The following is a 20134-nucleotide window of genomic DNA, read 5'->3' as shown; positions in this document are numbered from 1 at the left end:
TTAATTTGTTCGTGAATTAATTTTAAAACCGCACGCCTCACGCCCTAAAATAAAAAAATCAACCATAAAAAATCCTATGACAAACACTAACAACCGCTGGCAATTTTGGATAGATCGAGGTGGCACATTTACCGATATCGTCGCCAAACGTCCCGACGGCCAATTAATCATCCATAAACTATTATCAGAAAACCCCGAACGCTACACCGATGCACCCATCCAAGGCATTCGGGAAATGATGAATATCCCCACCAATGAACCCATCCCCGCCGATGCCATAGAAGTGATTAAAATGGGGACAACTGTTGCCACAAATGCCTTACTGGAACGCAAAGGCGAACGCACCGTTTTATTGATAACAAAAGGCTTCAAAGATGCCCTACGAATAGGATACCAAAATCGGCCTAATATCTTCGCCCGTCATATTATTTTGCCAGAAATGTTATATGAATTCGTCATCGAAATAGAGGAACGCTACAGCGCAAAAGGTGAAGAATTAATTGCCCTCAACGAATCACAAATTATCCCATCTCTGCAACAAGCATTTAACACCGGCATCCGTTCCTGTGCCATCGTTTTAATGCACGGATACCGCTACCCCGAACACGAAAACCGCATTGCAAAAATTGCCGCAGAAATCGGTTTTACACAAATTTCCGTCTCTCACCAAGTTAGCCCTTTAATCAAACTTGTAAGTCGTGGAGATACAACTGTAGTCGATGCTTATCTCTCACCTATTCTCCGCCGCTATGTAGACCAAGTTAGCAATCAATTGTCCGAAAACAAACCAAGGACAAATGACGAAGGACAAAGGACAAAACTAATGTTTATGCAATCCAACGGCGGACTCGTGGATGCAGAACAATTCCAAGGCAAAGATAGCATCCTATCCGGGCCCGCCGGCGGTATTGTTGGCGCTGTGCAGACAAGTAAAATGGCCGGTTTTGAAAAAATTATCACTTTTGATATGGGTGGCACATCCACCGATGTCGCACATTATAACGGTGAATATGAGAGAGAATTTGAAACTGAGGTGGCCGGTGTGCGGATGCGTACCCCGATGATGGCTATACATACGGTGGCTGCCGGTGGTGGTTCTGTTCTCACTTTTGACGGTTCACGGTATCGCGTTGGCCCAGAATCCGCCGGTGCCAATCCAGGGCCGGCCTCCTACGGTAGAGGTGGGCCGTTGACGGTGACTGATTGCAATGTCATGCTGGGGAAAATTCAACCGGCCTTTTTTCCTAAAGTGTTTGGAATTGAGGGAAATGCAGCCTTAGATTTAGAAATTGTCGGGCAAAAATTTAATCAGTTGGCATCAGAAATTGGCGATGGAAGAACACCGGCAGAAGTTGCTTCGGGGTTCCTTGCCATTGCTGTTGAAAAAATGGCAAATGCGATTAAAAAAATCTCTCTGCAACGCGGTTATGATGTGTCTGAATATACTTTGTGTTGTTTTGGGGGTGCGGGGGGTCAACACGCTTGTTTAATTGCCGATTCTTTGGGGATGAAACAAATTTTTATTCATCCTTATGCGGGGGTTTTGTCTGCTTATGGGATGGGTTTGGCTGATGTGCGGGTGATTAAAGAAAAGTCGGTTGAGGAAGTGTTAAATGAGGGGTTGGTGGGGAGGTTAAAGGGGATTTTTGCGGAGTTGGAAGGGGAGGGGAAAGAGGGTTTATTAACCGCAGATGAACGCAGATTAACGCAGATGGTTTTTTGTAAGGTTCGTTTAAGGTATGAGGGGACGGATTCGGCTTTAATTGTGGATTTTGGGGATGTGGGGGAAATGGTGGGGGATTTTGAGGAGGTACACCGGCAGCGTTATGGGTTTGTGATGGAAAAAAGTTTAATTGTTGAGGCAATTTCGGTGGAGGTTGTGGCGAAAAATGATGTGCCTGATGAGGGGATAATTTCGCGTCAAAATGATGGGTTGCCGGTGCCGGTTTCTAGTGTGCAAATGTATAGCGGTGGAATTTGGCAAGAAGTGCAGGTTTTTCAGAGAAATGAGTTGCAACCAGGAGATAAAATTAGCGGGCCGGCTATTATTATTGAAGCGACCGGCACTAATGTTATAGAAACCGGATGGCAAGCAGAATTAACTGCAAGAAATTATTTAATTTTAAACCACCGAAGCAGGATGAACGCCGATCAATCTATCCGCGTTAATCAGCGTTCATCTGCGGTTAATAAATCTGATGCTGTGATGTTGGAGATTTTTAACAATCTTTTTCGTTCTATTGCCGAACAAATGGGGATTACTCTTCAGAATACCAGTTCATCTGTGAATATCAAAGAACGTCTCGATTTTTCCTGTGCAATTTTTGATCAAAACGGCGAACTTGTTGCTAATGCGCCTCATATTCCCGTACACTTAGGCTCAATGAGTGAAAGTGTGAAAGCTTTAATTTATGCTGACGCAAATAGCATAAAAGCCGGCGATGTTTATGTTTCTAATAACCCCTACAACGGCGGAACTCATTTACCTGATATTACCGTTATAACGCCGGTGTTTTCTCAAGCAGAAAACAAGGAAAAAATCCTGTTTTATGTCGCTTCACGCGGACACCACGCAGATATCGGTGGTATCACTCCCGGATCTATGCCTCCCAACAGCACAACGGTAGAACAAGAAGGCATACTTTTAGATAATTTCTTGCTCGTTAGAAACGGCAATTTCCGCCAAAAAGAATTACTGGAAATCCTCAACTCTGGCAAATATCCAGCGCGAAATACAAGCCAAAATATAGCAGATTTACAAGCACAAATTGCCGCCAATGAAAGGGGAGTTCAAGAACTTCTTAAAATGGTAGAGCACTATGGCATAGAAACTATGCAAGCTTATATGGGTTTTGTGCAAGATAATGCTGAAGAATCAGTCCGCCGTATTATTGAAGTTTTAAACGATGGCGAATTTAGCTATCCAATGGATAACGGCGGGGAAATAAAAGTCAAAATTACGATTGATAAAAACACCCGCAGTGCTAAAGTTGATTTCACCGGCACCTCACCTCAACTTAATAGCAATTTCAACGCACCGGCTGCTGTTTGTAAAGCCGCAGTTTTATATGTTTTCCGCACTTTAGTTGATGATGATATTCCTTTAAATGCCGGTTGTCTTAAACCTCTGGAAATTATTATTCCCCAAGGTTGTATGCTTAACCCCGTTTATCCAGCGGCGGTAGTTGCCGGGAATGTCGAAACTTCGCAAAATATTACCGACGCTTTGTATTGTGCGTTGGGGGTAATGGCGGCGTCTCAAGGCACCATGAATAATTTCACCTTTGGTAATGAACGCTATCAATATTATGAGACAATTTGCGGCGGTTCCGGGGCCGGTTCTGGTTTTAATGGTACCGATGGGGTGCATACCCACATGACAAATTCACGCTTGACTGATCCAGAGGTCTTAGAATGGCGTTTTCCTGTCCTTTTAACTCATTTTGGTATTCGGGAAAATAGCGGTGGCAAGGGGCAATTTTGTGGCGGTAATGGGGTTGTGAGGCGTGTGCAATTTTTGGAAAAAATGACGGCGGGAATATTATCAGGACGCAGAATTATTCCGCCTTTTGGGTTAAATGGTGGGGATGCCGGTTCTCTTGGAAAAAATTATGTTGTGCGGGAAAATGCGGGTGTTGAAGAATTAGGAAGTACCGCCGTTGTTGAAATGAATGCCGGTGATGTTTTTGGAATTGAAACTCCGGGTGGTGGGGGGTTTGGTAGAGTAGAGGAATAATCATACATTTTGGGCTAATCTGCATATTAATTAACTGCACCAGCTATCTCAAACCCTAGCTCAAAAGCGGCCCCTCAACAACAAAAATCCTACCATTTTTACTCGTGAACACTTCCATCCGGCATCGTCGCCCCCGTTAAAATTGCCTCCTTCCAATCAGCCCCATTCAATTTAGCACCCCGCAAAGAAGCCCCTCTCAAATCAGCCCCTCGTACCTGCGCCACATTCAAATTAGCCCCCCATAAATAAGCACCACGCAAAGAAGCCAAACTTAAATCTGCATCCTCTAAATTTGCCTTATTCAAATTCGCCCCCGTTAAATCCGCCCCCGTTAAATCCGCCTCACACAAATCCGCCTTACTCAAATCTACCTCACACAAATCTGCCTTTGCCAAATTCGCCCCCATTAAATTTGCCGCGTGCAAAATTGAGCGAGTCAAAAGCGTAACTCTCAACTGAGAATAACTCAAATTAGTTGCAGATAAATTAGCCCCACTCAAATTAGCCCCACTCAACTTTGTCGCACTTAAATTCACCCCATCCAAATCTAAACCATTTAAATCAACCCCATTTAAAAACGCCCCCGTCAATTTTGCTCCATTCAACAAAGCCCCGCGCAAGCGAGCACCACTCAATCTTGCCCCACTTAAATTTGCCCAATTCAAATTAGCATCCACCAAACAAGCCGAACGCAAATTAATGCCCCGCAAATCTGCCCCACACAAATTAATACCCCGCAAATTCGACAAACTCAAATTCACCCCAGACAAAACAGCCCCGCTTAATTTTGCCCCATTCAAAAGCGACTTAACCACATAAGCACCTTTAAGATTAGCTTTAGTTAAATCCGCATCTGTCAACCTCACCTCATTGAGTTTGGCATAACTCAAATCCGCCCGATGTAAAAACGCACCAGTCAAATTTGCCCCCGTCAAAACCGCCCGACTTAAACAAGCCGCCGACAAATAAGCCCCCGCAAAATTGACTCCCGCTAAATGGGCTCTTTCCAAATTAGCCCCGATCAGATTTATCTCTTGAAAATCTCTTTCCCCGGCTGCATATCTTCTCAATAATTCCGAAACATCCATTTTAGTTTTTCTCCCCCGCAGCATCACAAAAGGTTTGATTTCGTTTAACATGGGAAATTACTCCGCCTTACAAAAGAGACTTAATTAACTTTCTTTCATTTTTATTAACTCAGCATTTCGTTATTAAAAATAAAATTAACAGTTCTCGCCTGCGTGGGGCGAAAAACTACAATATCTATACTAGATAAATTTTACAGTTTAAAGTTGAAAAACAACAATTTAGTTGAAAAACTTAACACTTACCAAAGCCAGCACCGCATCGGTACTCACACCTAAACCCATCCCATACTAACTAGCCTTACTTGACAATATTTATTTGTAGATTGGGTTAAAATACCCAACCTACCCCTAAATTAAGCGCAGAGTTTACCACCAGGCAAAACCGCCCCATCCAAAAGAGCATTCCGCAGATTTGCCCCCGCAATTGCCGCATCCCGCAAAGAAGCACCCCGCAAATCTGCCCCTTCCAAATTCACCCCATCCAAATCAGCCCCCCACAAATAGGCTCCTTGTAAATTTGCTCCTCGTAAATCAGCACCGGCAAGATTAGCCAAATTCAAATTAGCCCCTTTCAAATCAGCATTTCTTAAATCAGCTTCCCGCAAATCTGTTTTCATTAAATTGGCGCCGGTAAAACGAGCGTCGCGCAGATTTCCATTATGCAAATCCGCTTGTTGGAGAATTGCCTCATCAAACGTCACCAAACGCAATTGAGCGCCACTCAGATCCGCGCCCGTAAAATTGGAACCTTGCAATTTTGCCCCATTCATTTTAACTTCTTGCAGTTCCAAACCGCTGAAATTTACCCCTTCCAAACTTAAGCCGTTTAAAAAAGCTCGGTTCAACTTAACATTATTCATTTGCGCTCCTTTTAAGCAAGCACCACTCAATCTCGCGCCGCTTAAATTTGTCCAGTTAAGATTAGCACCGGCCAAATTTGCCGAACGTAAATTAATACCATCAAGATTCGCACCACACAAATTAACACCTGGTAAATTCGCCCGAAAAAGCGTCACCCAATTAAGTTTTGCCCCGCTGAGTTTTGCCCCAGCTAAATCCACATTTGCCAAATGAGCACCTTGTAAATCAGCTTTCGTTAAATCTGCCTCAACTAAACTGCTACCTTTCAGCTTCACAAAACTTAAATCAGCCCCATACAAAAACGCCCCCGATAACTGCGCCTCCAGTAAAAAAGAGCGGCTCAAATTGGCCCGTGCAAAAGAAGCATCCTTCAGGTTCGCTGCCGTCAAGTTAACGTGGTTAAGCGTCACTCCTATTAAATTGGCTGCCTTGAGATTTGCTCCTTTAAAATTTCTTTCGCCGGCGGAATAGCGTTTTAGTAATTCATACTCATTCATAGTTTTTACCTTTGCTGGTTTTGGTTTCATTTTCTATGGTTCCCTAGATGCCGGCGGGAATTCATCAATCGCCAAATAATTAAAAAAACTTAAATAATTCTCAAACAAACTCTTCAAAAATTAGTTACAAAACTTCACGAGTATTGGATTTAGTAGATTTGCAGCGATTTATTATATTATTCAATCGCGCAAATTAGCAAGATTTCATAAAAAGGCAACTTGCTAATGAGCGGCTAATTTAGTTTTTGGTGTTCCCAAATTTTCCCTTAAAAAAAGCACGCCTGAATAATCCGCCACCTTAAACAGCTAGGTTAAGTTGATATTTTCTTGAAAATATTTATAACTAAAACCTTGCCTTATGTAATATTAAGCGAAATTATATCGGCCTTAAAATGGAAATAAACATTCAATCTTTTTATCCTCAACATTATAATCAACTGAACTGAGCCGCTTTTTTATCTTTAGCTACTTCCTCAAACAAAGATAAATAACGATGTGCTTGCAGTTCTACAGTAAACTCTAGTTCTGCTTTTTCACGAGCGCGATAACAAAGTTTTTTGTGCCTCTCTGGATCTTCTAATACCCAGATAATAGCCTCAGCTAAACTATCAATTTCAAAAGGTTTTGCCAGATAACCGTTTTGTTGATGTTCTATTAAATCCGGCATTCCGCCAATTTTAAAAGCTACAGAAGGAGTGCCGCAAGCTAGAGATTCCATTACTGTATTTGGCAAATTATCTTGTGTGGAAGGAGCCACAAATACATCCGCCGCTGCATAGGCTAAAGCCAAAGTTGTATCATCATGTAATCGACCCAAATAGTGAATTTTTAAAGCGTTTTCGGGGGTGTCTCGTTCTGAAGCTCCAAACATCACTAAATCTACCTTATCATCCCATCCTAATTTTCCTAAATTTACTAAGGCTGGTTTCAATAAGTAAAAGCCTTTCCGCTGATCGCCGGTATCCATTGCCCCACACAAAATTAGTTTTTTATCTTGTGGTAAATTCAGGCATTCTCGCGCAAATTGCCGATTAAGAGGTTTATATTTTTGTATATCTAATCCGTTGGGGATCACTTCAATTCGGTAGTCTTTGAGTAGCGAACTCGAAGCCGCACATTGTGCCAGCCAGACGCTCGGTGTCACCACTGTTAAATTAAGATTTTTCCAAGCTCTTTGTTTGCGCTGCCACACCGAACGGGAAAAGTCATTTTCTTTATGGCTTTTTATTTGTGGGCAACTGCCACAGGAATCAATATAGCGCTCACATTCACCGTTGTAGTGGCAACCGCCGGTAAATGCCCACATATCATGTAAAGTCCAAACCACCGGCTGCTTTATTTTGCCCAGCTTTTCAATCGATAAATAACCATGACACGCCCAATGCAAATTAATTACATCGGCATTGCTATTTACCGCTTTAGAAAGCATTTTATGCGGCAACCACTGTAGTGAAAAATCACTCACAGGATGACGGTTATAAAGCTTTAAGGGCAGAGCATCTAAGCGTTCAGTTAATTTTAATTTTCCGCTTAATTTTGCTAAAAAAGTTTCCGGTTCCAAAACTGAGCGGTCTTTATTGGTCTTCAATTCTACGAGCATTTGGGAACTTGCACCAGCTTTTTTTAAGCCTTGATGCAGCCGATAGGCCGCTCGACCGGCCCCACCATCATCCGATTTACTAATTAACAATACTTTCATATTTTGACTAACCTAATAAAAATTTAACCGGAGTGAGATCAGCATGATGCCGATCTCAATTTCTACCAATTCTAAGATCACTTTTCAATTATATCCACATTCTTTTCTTTGTTTTTACACCCAAAAAACCTTAACGAAATTGGCTTTTCCATTTCTTAATTTGGTCAGTGGGGAGTTTTATTTGCGTTTCATATACGGAATTAATACGATCAGCAATTCCCGACACATCATCGCGCGAAATAACCGGCAAATTGGTATCCTTAGAAATCTCCGCTGCCCGATTATCCACCGATAAAATCAAGCTTCGTCTTTTGTATTGCAACGCCCGAACCCCCGCGTGCAATCGAGTCCCCACATAATCAACTCTGCGCGTTTCTAAAATTTCATCCAAAGCTTTTAAATTAGGTTTGAGGTAAATCACACTATCCCCGCCCAGATCCTTCATATACTGATAGTCTTTTGGCTGTTGTGTCCAGTAGTAAATTTCCTCATAATTTTTCTTAAGCAATTTGACCAAAGCTGCATCATATTCTGGATTTTGGTTATATTCCGTAAACGTCACCAGCACCGATGAGGATTTTTCTTTGGGGATCTCCGCACAATGCTCCTCGGTCAAATTCCACATCGTCGGACAAGCCGTATTGATGACATTAGTGATGCCAATCGCCTTTAACTGCTTTTCTGTATAGCTATCTCTGACTGAATGTAAATATTGCTTACTCAGCAGCCTATGGTATAAAGTTTTAGTATAGAAATTAGGCAAGTTTTGATATTGCCACCAACCCACACCCATCAAAATTATGTTTTTGACAAACATAGCATCCCACAAACTCACTCTCCACTGATTGTAAGAATTCATATTAGAAGAGAGCAAATTTGTCCCTCCCACGAAAATAAAATCACTCTTTTTCATAAATTGATAAGATTCTTTAGAAATCACATCGTGAGTGGGCATATGAATAAAAAGAGCATCAAATAAACTGTCCAAATGCTTTTGAACAGAATCCATAATAATTTGATCTCCTAAATTAGAGCTACAAATTGAAGTGTCTAGCAGGCTGATAGTTTGCATTTTTCCTCTGGGTTTTTATTTTATGAGCGGATTTTTTGAAAAAAATAAGATAGGGTTTTTTTTACCTTTTATTAAACTTATTCTTGATTTTTGCCAATAAATCTCTCCTGGGTGAAATTATCGTGTCAAAAAGCTTTTGGTCGTACGTTCTATCCACAGCCGTAAATTCATTGAACATAATTGGAAAATTAAAATCATAAGTTAGCATTTCAGAAACTCCAGATGATGTAGAACTTGTGTGAGTAGAATCTTCTCCAAAACCAATATTAGCAATTAAATTCTTGCAAGGAACCACCGATAAACCAGACTGCAACAAACGGGCAAAACTCCACTGGTAATCCCAAGTATCTATTTTTCCTAAAAAGGTTTCTTCAAACTGTTTTGCCCGAACTTTATACTGAGATTCATTAGCCAGAACATCCCTGATTCTATTCTTGACTTCTTCCGACTCCCAGAGTTGCATCTTAACATCATAATTTTTCCACGCTCTCCGCCAAGAAGCCCAGCCCCATATCCCTCCATAATAAGAAAAATGATAGCTTTGACTGCCAGACTTCCACTCTCCCACATAGTTTGTTCCGCTAATCATCATAATCCGCTCATCATTCCTGTACCTTTCTAGTAACTCTTCACAAAACCGAAAAAAACTGAGATTCGGCAAACAATCATCCTCTAAAATAATAGCTTCTTCCACCGTCTTAAATACCCAATCTAACCCACTAGAAACCCGATTTTTACATCCCAAATTGACATCAGAATAATTCTTGAGAACTTCGCAGTCCCAATCAACCCTATCTATAATAGCCTTAACAGCAGCGCACTTTTGAGCCTCACCCGCTCGGTCTGCCCTTGGGCCATCAGCCACTACCAAAAGTTTCATCGGTTTCGCTTGACGAATTACCTCAAATACCTTCTCAGTGGTGTATGGGCGTTTAAAAATAAAAAAAGCAACCGGCGTTTTCAATTTTCTATTTAAACCTTCTATCTCTGACATTTGTCCTCCTTATTTTTATCGTAATGGTGTTAGCTATTAAAAACCCATCGCCGACATTTTTAGCATTATTTTTTTGTTTTAGTTTTCCACTCCCTTGCTTGATTATCTGCCATCTAATTCTAGCTATAGATAAATAATTTTTGACTGTTTTAATCTTTTTTTAATTTCCTCTGGATAAAATCTATCAAACCTAATCCTAAAAGCGCTCTTGTTTGCTGTATAAATATAGGCCGAGTTTTTGGATAAAATAAATTCGCACCATACGAAGCAAACATCTGAGCAATAACCGTAGCAATCGCCGCCCCTAAACCCCCATACTTGGGAATCAACAAGAAATTAAAAATCATATTAATAACCGCCCCCACCGCTGCCGTACCTGCGGAATACTTCATCAGCCCCTCCGTAATTAACCAAGGCCCTCTTGCTAAGCCCAGAGACACAAACAAGCCAGCCCACACCAACACCGCCAGCGAGGGAGCCGCATCCGCATATTTTGGCCCATAAAGCAACCAAACAATTTGATTAGAAAAAAACGTCATTGGAATCGCAACTGCATAAGAAATCCAAGCCATAAAATTAAACAATTGTTGCAAGCGTTCATAATAAATCTTCTCATCGTTATCCTTAGCTTTTACCACTTTCGGAAAAACTGATTGCACCACCGATCCTGGGATAAAATACCAAAGTTCCGCCACTTTCACCGCCGCCGAATAAACCCCTACCTCCGCCGAATTTCGCATTTGACCCAACATCACCAGATCAATCCGCATATAAATCATAATTACAAAACCAGAAATAATCAGCGGCCAACTTTGTGACAATAATTCCTTTGCCCTCACCCAACTAAAACGCCACGCCCTCGACTTATACCCTTTCAAATTATAAGTTATGAGCAGCGCCACCGCAGCCACCGCCTTTTCCGCCGTCAAAGCCCAAGAAAACGCCACCAGCGATGCCCTCATTTGAATCAGCGTAATCTTGACAACATTAATTAAAATATAAGCCGTATTAGTAGACCAAACCGTAAATTTAGATTGCACCTGCGACTGAAACCAAAAATCAATCACATCAAAAGAAGTAAAAATCGTTCCCGTGGCAGCAATGGCGACCAACCAATGCGTTAGCTTATCCTGGGGATTTAACACCATTACCAAAGCAAAAGTCGCCGCAAAAGTTGCCAAACCCCCTAGTAGTTTTAACACAAAAGCCGTCCCCAAAATTTCCTCTCTATGGGACGAATCGCGGGCCAAATCCCGCACCACAATTGAGCTTAACCCCAAAGTCGCCACCGGACTCAAAAGTCCCACCAACGCCGTCGCATAATTAAGCAAGCCAAAATTTTGCGGACTCAAATAGCGAGCCACCCAAACCCCTACCAGCAAACCCAAGGCCATTTGCAAAATTTTTTCTCCAAACAACCAGGCTGTATTGCTCAACACTTGACGGAAACCTGGACTCAACTTTTGATAAATCGCCTTAAGCTTATCAAACATTAGAACGCTCACCCATTGTGGTAGAGAATAGACTTTTTCAGACTTAGATCACCGGCCTGCCTATGAAGATAGCGAAATCGTGGTCATTTTCTACCTCCAACAACGGGCAGACCCTTGTTAACAGTTCCTCTATTATAAACTTCTCCACTTAGCAAAAACTGCAAAGTTATTCAATAATTTTTAGATGTTGTGTCTAAACCTGTACGCACAGATACAACAATATACCAAAACCAAATACTTGTCGTTCCAAACCAACCCGTTTCCGTTAGATTTGTCATCAACGCATAGGTTAGGAAAAACAAAGGCAGGCCAGCATAAGGAAGTTTATCCCGCGTTAGATACACGACCCCTTTAAAAACATTAACAAAAAAAGAAATGATAAATAACGCCAAACCCCCCCATCCCAGATCACAAGCCAAATCTAAAAAACCATTATGAGAATGAGGAGGAATAAAACTGCTTTTTGGCTCAATGATCGGCCCCGCCGGATTATCCAAACCTCGCCAAGGCTGCCAAAATCCCGCCAACCCATAACCGGTCAGGGGACGTTTGTTGATAAAATCCACAATCTGCGGCCAAAATAAAGTTCGACCTGTGAGAGTCATATCCTTATTCAACTTGCCCACCACAATTGCCTCTAAATTATCCAGCACTACAATTCCAACACAAATACTCAACACCATAAAAAGAATCACAGACACAAAAGCCCACTGCACCGGCAACTTTTTTAGAAAACTCAACGAACCCCATAGCGCAATCAAAATCACCGTTAAAATTCGACTCGCGCCGCTGCATCCTTTTTGCAAGCCAATCAAAGCTAAAATACCAATCACAAAAGCCATCAAACGTTTCTTTGGATTATAAGCTCCAAAAACAAACCACAAAGCCGCCGTTTGTGCCATAAAAAACGAAAACTGATTTTTGTGCCCTAGAATCCCACTCCAACACCCTGCCATGTCCGCCCTAACAGAAGCATTGGGTTTAGCTAAACTCCAAATTAATACAAAAAAGTTGACCCACCGCCACACAGCAAATAATTCTTCCCAAGTGTACTGTTTTGCCAAATAAATCGCCACAAAAGTTACTTCTAAATACACAAGAGATGCTCTGAATGTGATCATAGGCGTATCCGACCAACCAGCAGATATACTCATCCATATTAAAAAAAGTGCTAAACTGGGATCGGTGGCCAAAAATTTCATAATAGCAGGAACCAAATTTTTACCCCCACTTACAAGTCGCGGAGATAAAAGAATCAAAAGGCTCCCATAAAAAGCCAAATGTAAAATAATAGTAATATCTTTTGTTTCGGCGTTATGAATCACAGAGGGATGAAATTTTGTAAAAGGCATCACCGTCACGCCGGTAGCGCCTGAAATCGTAAAAATAAAGATTCCTATAGCAATTTTCTCAAACGTACTAGCAACCTTTTCATTTTTGGCAACAGTATTGTAAATCATCAAACCATAGACAATCCCCAGACCGGCCAAAATCAACAAAATTAAAGGATTTCCTAAAAGCTCTTTCATGGCTTAATCACCAATTTTTACCTTAAAAAATTTATTGCCAACTTATTCTAAGAATTTCTATCGGCAGCCAACACCACACCCCCAAGCACAGCAACAACCTAGAGTTAAAGTCAGCCCCACTTTCTTGATCTACCCTTTAACTTAACCCTGACTTAAATTTTGCAGAATTTCCCTTCTCCAGCTAAATTGAAAGAATCAAGCAATCTTAGAAGATTATGCCCCGTGCGGTATCAAAACCTATCGCTCAAATCCTAACAAGCCTTAGCCTATTGGCAGTAAGCGCCCTAGCTGTCGCCTCTCCTAGCTTGGCACAATTGCCAAACATACCACCCCCAACAACCGCCCCCCCCCCACCACCAGCACCGACCAACACCCCGTCGCCATTTCCGACACCACCACAAGCACCGGCCAATACCCCGTCGCCATTTCTGACACCACCACAAGCACCGGCCAACACCCCATCGCCATTTCTGACACCACCACAAGCACCGGCCAACGCAGCACCCCCTACTCAAGGCGTCTACACCTTGGGAGGCGGAGACAATATCCGCATCGACATCTACGACCTACCCCAACTTAGCGGACAATACCAAATCCCGGCCGGCGGCACCATTCAAATGCCCCTCATCGGCGGCATATCCGTCCAAGGCTTAACCCTCCAAGAAGCAGCGGACAACATCTCAGCAGCCTACTCCCGCATCCTCAGACGGCCCATAATTACCGTCAGCTTATCCGCCGCCCGTCCAATGAACATCTGGATCTCCGGCGAAGTCAACCGGCCCGGCTCCTACGCTATACCCCTGACCTCCGGTTCAGGAAACGTCCCCTCAGTTCAATTTCCTACCCTAGTCCAAGCCCTCGAACGAGCCCAAGGAGTCACCCAAAGCGCCGATATTCGCCGCATCCAACTGCGACGCCGGCCCGGAAACGCACCCGAACAACTGCTCACCTTCAACCTTTGGGAATACCTGCAAACCGGCTTCCTCACCAGCGACATCACCCTGCGAGATGGAGATGCCATCTTTGTCCCCCCCTCCACAAACATCAACCTCACCGAAGCTATCCAACTCTCAGCCGCCAGTTTTGGTACCCCCGCTGAGCAACCACGCAACATCACCATCATCGGCGAAATCAACCGCCCCGGCAGTTACGTTTTGCTCGGAGGAAACACCACCATTGATAACAATGTCGGACTACCCACCGTCACCAGAGCTATCCAACTCGCCGGCGGTATTCGCCCACAAGCAGACCTGCGCCAAGTTCAAATCCGTAGGCTGACCAAAACAGCCGGCCAACAAATATTTAATATAAATCTCTGGCAATTACTGCAAACCGGGGATGCCACTCAAGACACCATCGTTCAAAATGGAGATACGATTATCGTTCCCACTGCAACCGATTTAAGCCCCGCAGAAGCCAGCTTAATTGGCAAAACAACCCTAGCTCCGGCTGCCATACAAGTTACAGTTGTTGGAGAAGTCAACCGGCCCGGCCCCGTACAAGTTCCCGCCAACACCGGCCTAAATCAAGCTATCCTAGCAGCAGGGGGCATCATCCAAAGCCGCGCCAAAACCGATCAAATTGATCTAATTCGTCTCAACCTTGACGGCACCGTCACTAGGCGCACTCTTAGCCTAGACTTAGGCCAATCCCTCAATGAACTAACCAATCCCATCCTTTCCAACAACGATGTCATCTTTGTTAAAAGCTCCCGCACTGCCAGCTTAGTAGACGCTTTAAATTTGGGTTTAAGCCCTGCTGCCGGCACCCTGGGAGCGGTGTCAATTCCGGCTCGGATTATCGAATTATTAAGATTACTAGGATTTTAAATTCAAAATTGTTGACTCTTCATTAAAGCAAACACCCCCCGGAAAATGGATACAGAATATCACTTTCAATCCCCAAACTCCAAACGCAACAGCCCCCCGCCTACATCCCTAACGGCCAACAGCAAAGCCGTCACCCCCGGCGAAGGCGAAGAACAGGCTCTTGATTTAGCTTGGGTGTTTTCCGCCGTCCGCCGCCGCCTGATCGTCATGTTGGGCGTGGCAGTCGCCATCAGCGCCGCCGCCGGCAGTGCGGTGGTTTGGAACAACAAGCAAATTCCTAAAGAATATCAAGGCAGTTTTCGTGTCTTAGTTGAGCCAGTCACAGCCGAAGGCCGGATCGCTCGACTGTTTTTACAAGCGCAAAGCGTTAATGAAGGTGTCGGCGATATCAGCAGAATTGGCGCTGCCGTTGAAGACTCTAGTTTACTCGATTATCAAACTCAAATTCGCCTGCTCAAAAGTCCCGAAATTCTTGCCCCAGTCATTGATCAATTAAAAGCAAAAGTAAAAGATCCCGATAGTATTAGCTATAGCTCGCTGGTAAATAGGCTCTCAATCAGCCGGGTTATGTATGAAAGAGATGGCAAACAAGCCGGCACAAAACTGTTAAATTTTACTTACCAAGACGAAGAGCCCCAAAAAATTAAATTGGTTCTCAACACTTTGGCAGACTACGTTCTCGATTACAGCCGCAAAGAACGCCTCAGCCAAATTCAAAAGGCAATTAGTTTTATAGACTCTCAGCTTCCCGAATTGCGCCAGCGGGTAGACAAACTGCAAGCTCAATTGCAAAAACTGCGGCAAGAATCCAACCTCAGCCTGCCAGAAATTACCAGCAGAAGTCAAGCGGATCAATCCAACGTTTTAGCCATCCGTTTGTTGGATGTGCAAACCCAACTCGCCGAAACCCGTGCCTACTACAACAACCTCCAACAGCAACTAGATAGAGGCGATACAACCTGGCTGGTACAGGTTAACCCTAAAGCCTACGAAAGTATCATCGGACAGTTAAATGCCATAAACAATCAACTCTCTATTAACTCGGCAATTTTTTATGATGACAGCGCCCCGATCCAGTCTTTGCGTGAACAACAGAAAAGTCTCAACCAATCGCTGCAACAACAAGCACAAGCTGCCCTTGAAAATATTGCCGGTCAGATTCGCCAACTAGAAGCCCGTGAACGCCAACTGTCTGAAAGTCAAGACGTTTTAAATCAACAAATCGAGCAATTTCCCTCGGTTTTGCGTCAATATACCGACCTACAACGAGAACTAGAAGTCGCCACCGACAGCCTGAAGCTGTTTTTAGAAAAACGCGAAACCATGCAACTCGGTGCTGCTCAACAACAGGTCAACTGGACGCTTGTTGCTAAACCCGATTTGATTAAGGATGAAGAAGGCCGCCTCATCTCCGTTACGATTTCACAAACCAGCCGTCAGTTAGCCATTGTGGTTGTGTTGAGCTTGTTGTTGGGGATCGGCGTCGGCTTTCTGGTGGAAGTCCTTAACACTGTTTTCCACACGCCCGAAGAAGCGCGATTTGCTACCAAATTGCCTCTGTTGGGAGTCATTCCCTATGCCAAAACTCTCGACAAAGTTAATGTTCCACCGACCTCTGAACCCCTGACAACCGCGCCGTCGTCCACCGGCGGCTTAAATCTGGTTTTGGGCAATGTCAACACCTCTTCTCGCACCGACACCACCAAACCGGTCAAAGAAGCCTTCCGCTATCTCTACACCAACATCCGCTTACTCAACCCCCAAAACCCGATCCGCTCTTTTGCTATTGGTTCAGCCTCCATCGGTGACGGCAAAAGCACAGTCGCTGTCCACCTCGCCCAAACCGCCGCCGCCATCGGTCAGCGCGTTTTACTCGTCGATGCTGATCTGCGCTGTCCTAAAATTCATACTAAACTTGGCCTCCCCAATGTACGCGGTCTCAGTGATGCCATTGCCACCGATATGGGTCTCAATGATGTCATTCAACGCGCTCACAGTGTTTGGTCAGAAGAAATCCCTGGTCAGGATAATTTATTTGTTCTGACTGCCGGCTCACTTCCACCAGACCCAATCAAATTACTGTCTTCCAACAAAATGCTTTATTTGATGGAGCAATTTCAGGCATTTTTTGATTTGGTAATTTATGATACCCCGCCTTTGGTCGGTCTGGCCGATGCCAACATCATTGGCGCCCATACCGATGGCATGGTTTTAGTCGTCAGCATGGAAAAAACCGACCGCTCCGTCTTAATTAAAGCAATGGAAGGCTTAAAAATTTCTGGCGCTTCGGTGCTGGGTTTGGTCGCCAATGGTGCCAAAGGCTCTACCCCTTCCCCCTACGCAAAAGTCCGCTAAATTTAACCACCCCCCTCCTTAAGCGGTTCTTTTATCGTTCCCAAACTCACCGGCCCACTCCTTTGCAGTGCCGGTGATTTGACCTGTTTGCGTAATTCTACTGAGAAGCTTTAGCTGTTCTTTTTCACCAAAATAGTAATTTTACTGTATCGGTGCTGATGCCCTCTGCTTTATGATCAGCAATAGGGCTATTCTGTACAATGCAGGTCAGCAGCTTGGAAAATACCCAAAAAAGCTTTCCAAGTTCTCTGGCTAAAACCTAAACAAAAAACTTATCACCTAAAAGTTTTGAAGAAGTTAAAAAATGTAGATAATTTCACAACTTCACAAAAACTTTACCCATTGTAAAGACTTAAGCAAATTTCTCTAAACTTACCACCGGCAAGGTGCAAAACAACCCAGAACTAAGTAGAATGGGCTTACCGTAAAGGCTTAAAATAACCTCTCGTTTGTCAACTACTCAGGTCAGGAGCATCTCAAAAGTGAGATTTTCAGGAGCATAATATGAAATTCCTCAAAGATTTTGCCCTCATTAGCGCTGTAAGCGTCTTGAGCTTTGGCGTTTCTCCCCCCGCACAAGCTTCTAACCTTTTTGCTAACAGCGGCATCCGTTTTGATAAAGATACGACTGTAAATTTTGAGTTTTTGAAGTCACAGGGCATCTATAAGTCAGATTTTGGTGTCCAGCAGGCCGGTGGCAGTTTTATTTCTCTGCTCAAAGAAACTCAAAACGCGGATATTCAGCACACTAACGTCAACGATTGGCAGGGCACTTGTGGCATTTCCGTGTTACAATGCTTCGCATCGTTTACCTTCCAAGCCCAAACCGACTACAAGTTAGTTCTCCAAAGTTACGAAAAAATTCAAATCGATACTACCAAATGGGGCTATCGCAGCACCCCAGACAAGATCGTGGATTCCTCTTCTCCCGTATCGACTGTCTTTACCCCCAACTCAGAAACTTCTTACACCCTGGCTTGGGATGATGGCTTTGTCGGCGACAGAGATACCAACGACTTCTTTGTAAAAGCGTCCTGGCAAGAAGCCCCCTCTGTCTCTGTCCCCGAACCCCGTACCTTGTTAGGCTTAGGTTTACTAGCTGGTTTTTTAACCCTCCAAGGCAGCAAAAGAATAGGTTTTAAATCTCAAGAAGATTAAAGCAGCACCCCTACTATCATGGAAGCTAAAAAGCGGATAATTTAGTCCTCTCCAACGCTGAAGTTTTAGCTAGGTTGTGCTATTTTAGCAGAGAGAAAACTGTTTAACCCGACCTGTGAAATGACAAATAAATTCAGGTACTCTATCCTCTGCTTAATAGCAATCGGTGCATCTTTTCTTTTTTTTAATATCGATAAAAAATATTACTGGTACGACGAAACTTTTACTTCTTTACGCATTTCTGGCTACAGGGAATCAGAAATTGTCAAACAAGTGGCCACCGGCCAAATTCTTACCCCTCAAGATTTACAACGCTTCCAACAGCCTACTCCCGAAAAAACCTTGTTCGATACAGTTCAGGGTTTAGCCGCCGAAGAACCTCAGCTAACGCCTCTGTATTTTATCTTAGCTCGCTTTTGGGGCCAGACTTTTGGCTATTCCATTGCCAGCATTCGCAGTCTGTCAGCCATTTTTAGTTTACTTATTTTTCCCAGTATTTACTGGCTGTGCCTAGAGTTATTTAGCTCTTCAGTCACCGGCTGGCTTGCTGCTGGATTAATAGCCGTTTCTCCCTTTCATGTTCTTTACGCTCAAGAAGCCCGTCCTTACAGTTTGTGGACAGTCACAATTTTAGTTTCAACAGCCGCTTTTTTACGCAGCATAAAGCTTCAAAAAAAGAGGTGGTGGGGCGTTTATATCCTCAGTCTTATTATAGGTTTATACAGCCATCTCTTAACGGCGCTCGTGGCAATCACCCACGCAATTTATATGCTGGTCATTGAAAAATGCCGGTGGACTAAAAACCTTAAAATGTTTGGTTTGAGTTTGGTGATTGCCGGCATAAGTTTTTTACCTTGGATAATAAGTATATTAATTAGTAGAAAAACCGTAGTTCAAAGACTTCAGTGGATAGATAGACCAATTACAGTGCAATCTTTAGGGATTAACTGGGTTAAAAACATCGCGGCTGGTTATTTTGATATCAATACAAATTCCTCTTCTCCCAAAATTTATTTAATTCCAAGCGCCCTGATAATTTTAGCTATTTTGGCTTTAGTGGGTTATGCCTTTTATTTTTTAATAAGACACACCCCTATCCGAGTCTGGTTATTGGTTGTGGCATTAGTTGGGGTAACAGGAATGGCTATAATTCTGCCCGATTTAACTTTCGGTGGAATTCGCTCCACAAAAGCCAGGTATCTCATCCCCTGCTATTTAGGTATCCGCTTGGCGGTTTCTTATTTCCTTGCCTATAAAATATTTGATAGAAGTTCCGCAGCTTCTCAAATCCAAGGTAAACTCATTACGCTAACCCTTATATTTTTAGGGCTGATTTCCTGTGGAGTTAGTGCCGGTGCTGATACATGGTGGATTAAAGAATGGGGCCAAAGTAACCCAGAAATTGCCAGGAAAATTAATCAAAGTCAACGTCCGCTGGTTGTTAGTAACCTGTCAAACTCTAGCTATGGAAATTTAGTTTCTTTAAGCTATTTAGTTGATCCCAAAGTGCGATTTCAATTAGTTATTAATCCCAATATTCCTCAAATACCACCAGAATTTAGCGACATCTTTATCTATACAGCCACTGTTAGACCTGAGTCGGAAGTCGAAAGAACAATGAATTTTCCCGTCCAGCCGCTGTACATAGATCGCAACCAAGAAGTATGGCTGTGGAAACCCAAAAAATAATTAAATTTCCAAGCTTAACTTATCTATAACCAACTAACCGATAGCTACTATACCCCAGCAGCTAAAAAATTCAGAAATTCTCAAAATTTTGTAGCAGGCGACAATCCTTTAAAATAACCGATAACAACTGATTA

Annotated in this window: 12 protein-coding genes; 5 read left to right on the top strand and 7 right to left on the bottom strand. The window is 43.2% G+C overall.

Annotated elements, in window-relative coordinates:
* Positions 1 to 76: 76 nt before the first annotated feature.
* Complete coding sequence (locus NG798_RS13290) at positions 77 to 3736, top strand: hydantoinase B/oxoprolinase family protein (RefSeq protein ID WP_261223511.1); 3660 nt, start codon at positions 77 to 79, stop codon at positions 3734 to 3736.
* Between the two features lie 98 nt (positions 3737 to 3834).
* Here NG798_RS13290 and NG798_RS13285 read toward each other — a convergent pair whose 3' ends face one another.
* The 7 genes from NG798_RS13285 to NG798_RS13255 all read right to left on the bottom strand — a co-directional run bounded on the left by NG798_RS13285 (position 3835) and on the right by NG798_RS13255 (position 12969).
* The gene (locus NG798_RS13285; RefSeq protein WP_261223927.1) at positions 3835 to 4824 is read right to left on the bottom strand and encodes a pentapeptide repeat-containing protein; all 990 of its coding nucleotides are present in this window, start codon (positions 4822 to 4824) and stop codon (positions 3835 to 3837) included.
* Positions 4825 to 5177: 353 nt separating this feature from the next.
* On the bottom strand, positions 5178 to 6182 hold the full coding sequence (locus NG798_RS13280) for a pentapeptide repeat-containing protein (RefSeq protein ID WP_261223925.1): 1005 nt from the start codon (positions 6180 to 6182) through the stop codon (positions 5178 to 5180).
* 433 nt (positions 6183 to 6615) lie between these two features.
* Complete coding sequence (locus NG798_RS13275) at positions 6616 to 7881, bottom strand: glycosyltransferase family 4 protein (protein WP_261223502.1); 1266 nt, start codon at positions 7879 to 7881, stop codon at positions 6616 to 6618.
* 130 nt (positions 7882 to 8011) lie between these two features.
* Complete coding sequence (locus tag NG798_RS13270; RefSeq protein WP_261223500.1) at positions 8012 to 8953, bottom strand: polysaccharide pyruvyl transferase family protein; 942 nt, start codon at positions 8951 to 8953, stop codon at positions 8012 to 8014.
* A gap of 61 nt (positions 8954 to 9014) precedes the next feature.
* On the bottom strand, positions 9015 to 9947 hold the full coding sequence (locus NG798_RS13265; protein ID WP_261223498.1) for a glycosyltransferase family 2 protein: 933 nt from the start codon (positions 9945 to 9947) through the stop codon (positions 9015 to 9017).
* A 149-nt stretch (positions 9948 to 10096) separates the two neighbouring features.
* Complete coding sequence (locus NG798_RS13260; protein ID WP_261223496.1) at positions 10097 to 11440, bottom strand: flippase; 1344 nt, start codon at positions 11438 to 11440, stop codon at positions 10097 to 10099.
* A gap of 170 nt (positions 11441 to 11610) precedes the next feature.
* Positions 11611 to 12969 carry an O-antigen ligase gene (locus NG798_RS13255; protein WP_261223495.1) on the bottom strand — a complete coding sequence of 453 codons (1359 nt, stop codon included), beginning with the start codon at positions 12967 to 12969 and terminating at the stop codon, positions 11611 to 11613.
* Between the two features lie 215 nt (positions 12970 to 13184).
* Here NG798_RS13255 and NG798_RS13250 point away from each other — a divergent pair, with 215 nt between their 5' ends.
* The 4 genes from NG798_RS13250 to NG798_RS13235 all read left to right on the top strand — a co-directional run bounded on the left by NG798_RS13250 (position 13185) and on the right by NG798_RS13235 (position 20000).
* Positions 13185 to 14798: an SLBB domain-containing protein gene (locus NG798_RS13250; protein WP_261223492.1), complete on the top strand. Its 1614-nt coding sequence runs from the start codon at positions 13185 to 13187 to the stop codon at positions 14796 to 14798.
* Positions 14799 to 14843: 45 nt separating this feature from the next.
* A complete protein-coding gene (locus NG798_RS13245; protein ID WP_261223490.1) occupies positions 14844 to 17153 on the top strand; it encodes a polysaccharide biosynthesis tyrosine autokinase in 2310 nt (769 codons plus the stop codon).
* Positions 17154 to 17657: 504 nt separating this feature from the next.
* The gene (locus NG798_RS13240; protein ID WP_261223481.1) at positions 17658 to 18311 is read left to right on the top strand and encodes a PEP-CTERM sorting domain-containing protein; all 654 of its coding nucleotides are present in this window, start codon (positions 17658 to 17660) and stop codon (positions 18309 to 18311) included.
* Between the two features lie 120 nt (positions 18312 to 18431).
* Positions 18432 to 20000 carry a glycosyltransferase family 39 protein gene (locus NG798_RS13235; protein ID WP_261223479.1) on the top strand — a complete coding sequence of 523 codons (1569 nt, stop codon included), beginning with the start codon at positions 18432 to 18434 and terminating at the stop codon, positions 19998 to 20000.
* Positions 20001 to 20134 lie beyond the last annotated feature (134 nt).

It is taken from the genome of Ancylothrix sp. D3o, from assembly GCF_025370775.1.
Taxonomy (GTDB): domain Bacteria; phylum Cyanobacteriota; class Cyanobacteriia; order Cyanobacteriales; family Oscillatoriaceae; genus Ancylothrix.
This window is presented reverse-complemented; position numbering and strand designations above follow the sequence as displayed.

Excerpts from the sequence above, each read along its gene's own strand:
- NG798_RS13290 (WP_261223511.1), top strand. The coding sequence starts at position 77 with ATGACAAACACTAACAACCGCTGGCAATTTTGGATAGATCGAGGTGGC.
- NG798_RS13285 (WP_261223927.1), bottom strand. The coding sequence starts at position 4,824 with ATGGATGTTTCGGAATTATTGAGAAGATATGCAGCCGGGGAAAGAGAT.
- NG798_RS13280 (WP_261223925.1), bottom strand. The coding sequence starts at position 6,182 with ATGAATGAGTATGAATTACTAAAACGCTATTCCGCCGGCGAAAGAAAT.
- NG798_RS13275 (WP_261223502.1), bottom strand. The coding sequence starts at position 7,881 with ATGAAAGTATTGTTAATTAGTAAATCGGATGATGGTGGGGCCGGTCGA.
- NG798_RS13270 (WP_261223500.1), bottom strand. The coding sequence starts at position 8,953 with ATGCAAACTATCAGCCTGCTAGACACTTCAATTTGTAGCTCTAATTTA.
- NG798_RS13265 (WP_261223498.1), bottom strand. The coding sequence starts at position 9,947 with ATGTCAGAGATAGAAGGTTTAAATAGAAAATTGAAAACGCCGGTTGCT.
- NG798_RS13260 (WP_261223496.1), bottom strand. The coding sequence starts at position 11,440 with ATGTTTGATAAGCTTAAGGCGATTTATCAAAAGTTGAGTCCAGGTTTC.
- NG798_RS13255 (WP_261223495.1), bottom strand. The coding sequence starts at position 12,969 with ATGAAAGAGCTTTTAGGAAATCCTTTAATTTTGTTGATTTTGGCCGGT.
- NG798_RS13250 (WP_261223492.1), top strand. The coding sequence starts at position 13,185 with ATGCCCCGTGCGGTATCAAAACCTATCGCTCAAATCCTAACAAGCCTT.
- NG798_RS13245 (WP_261223490.1), top strand. The coding sequence starts at position 14,844 with ATGGATACAGAATATCACTTTCAATCCCCAAACTCCAAACGCAACAGC.
- NG798_RS13240 (WP_261223481.1), top strand. The coding sequence starts at position 17,658 with ATGAAATTCCTCAAAGATTTTGCCCTCATTAGCGCTGTAAGCGTCTTG.
- NG798_RS13235 (WP_261223479.1), top strand. The coding sequence starts at position 18,432 with ATGACAAATAAATTCAGGTACTCTATCCTCTGCTTAATAGCAATCGGT.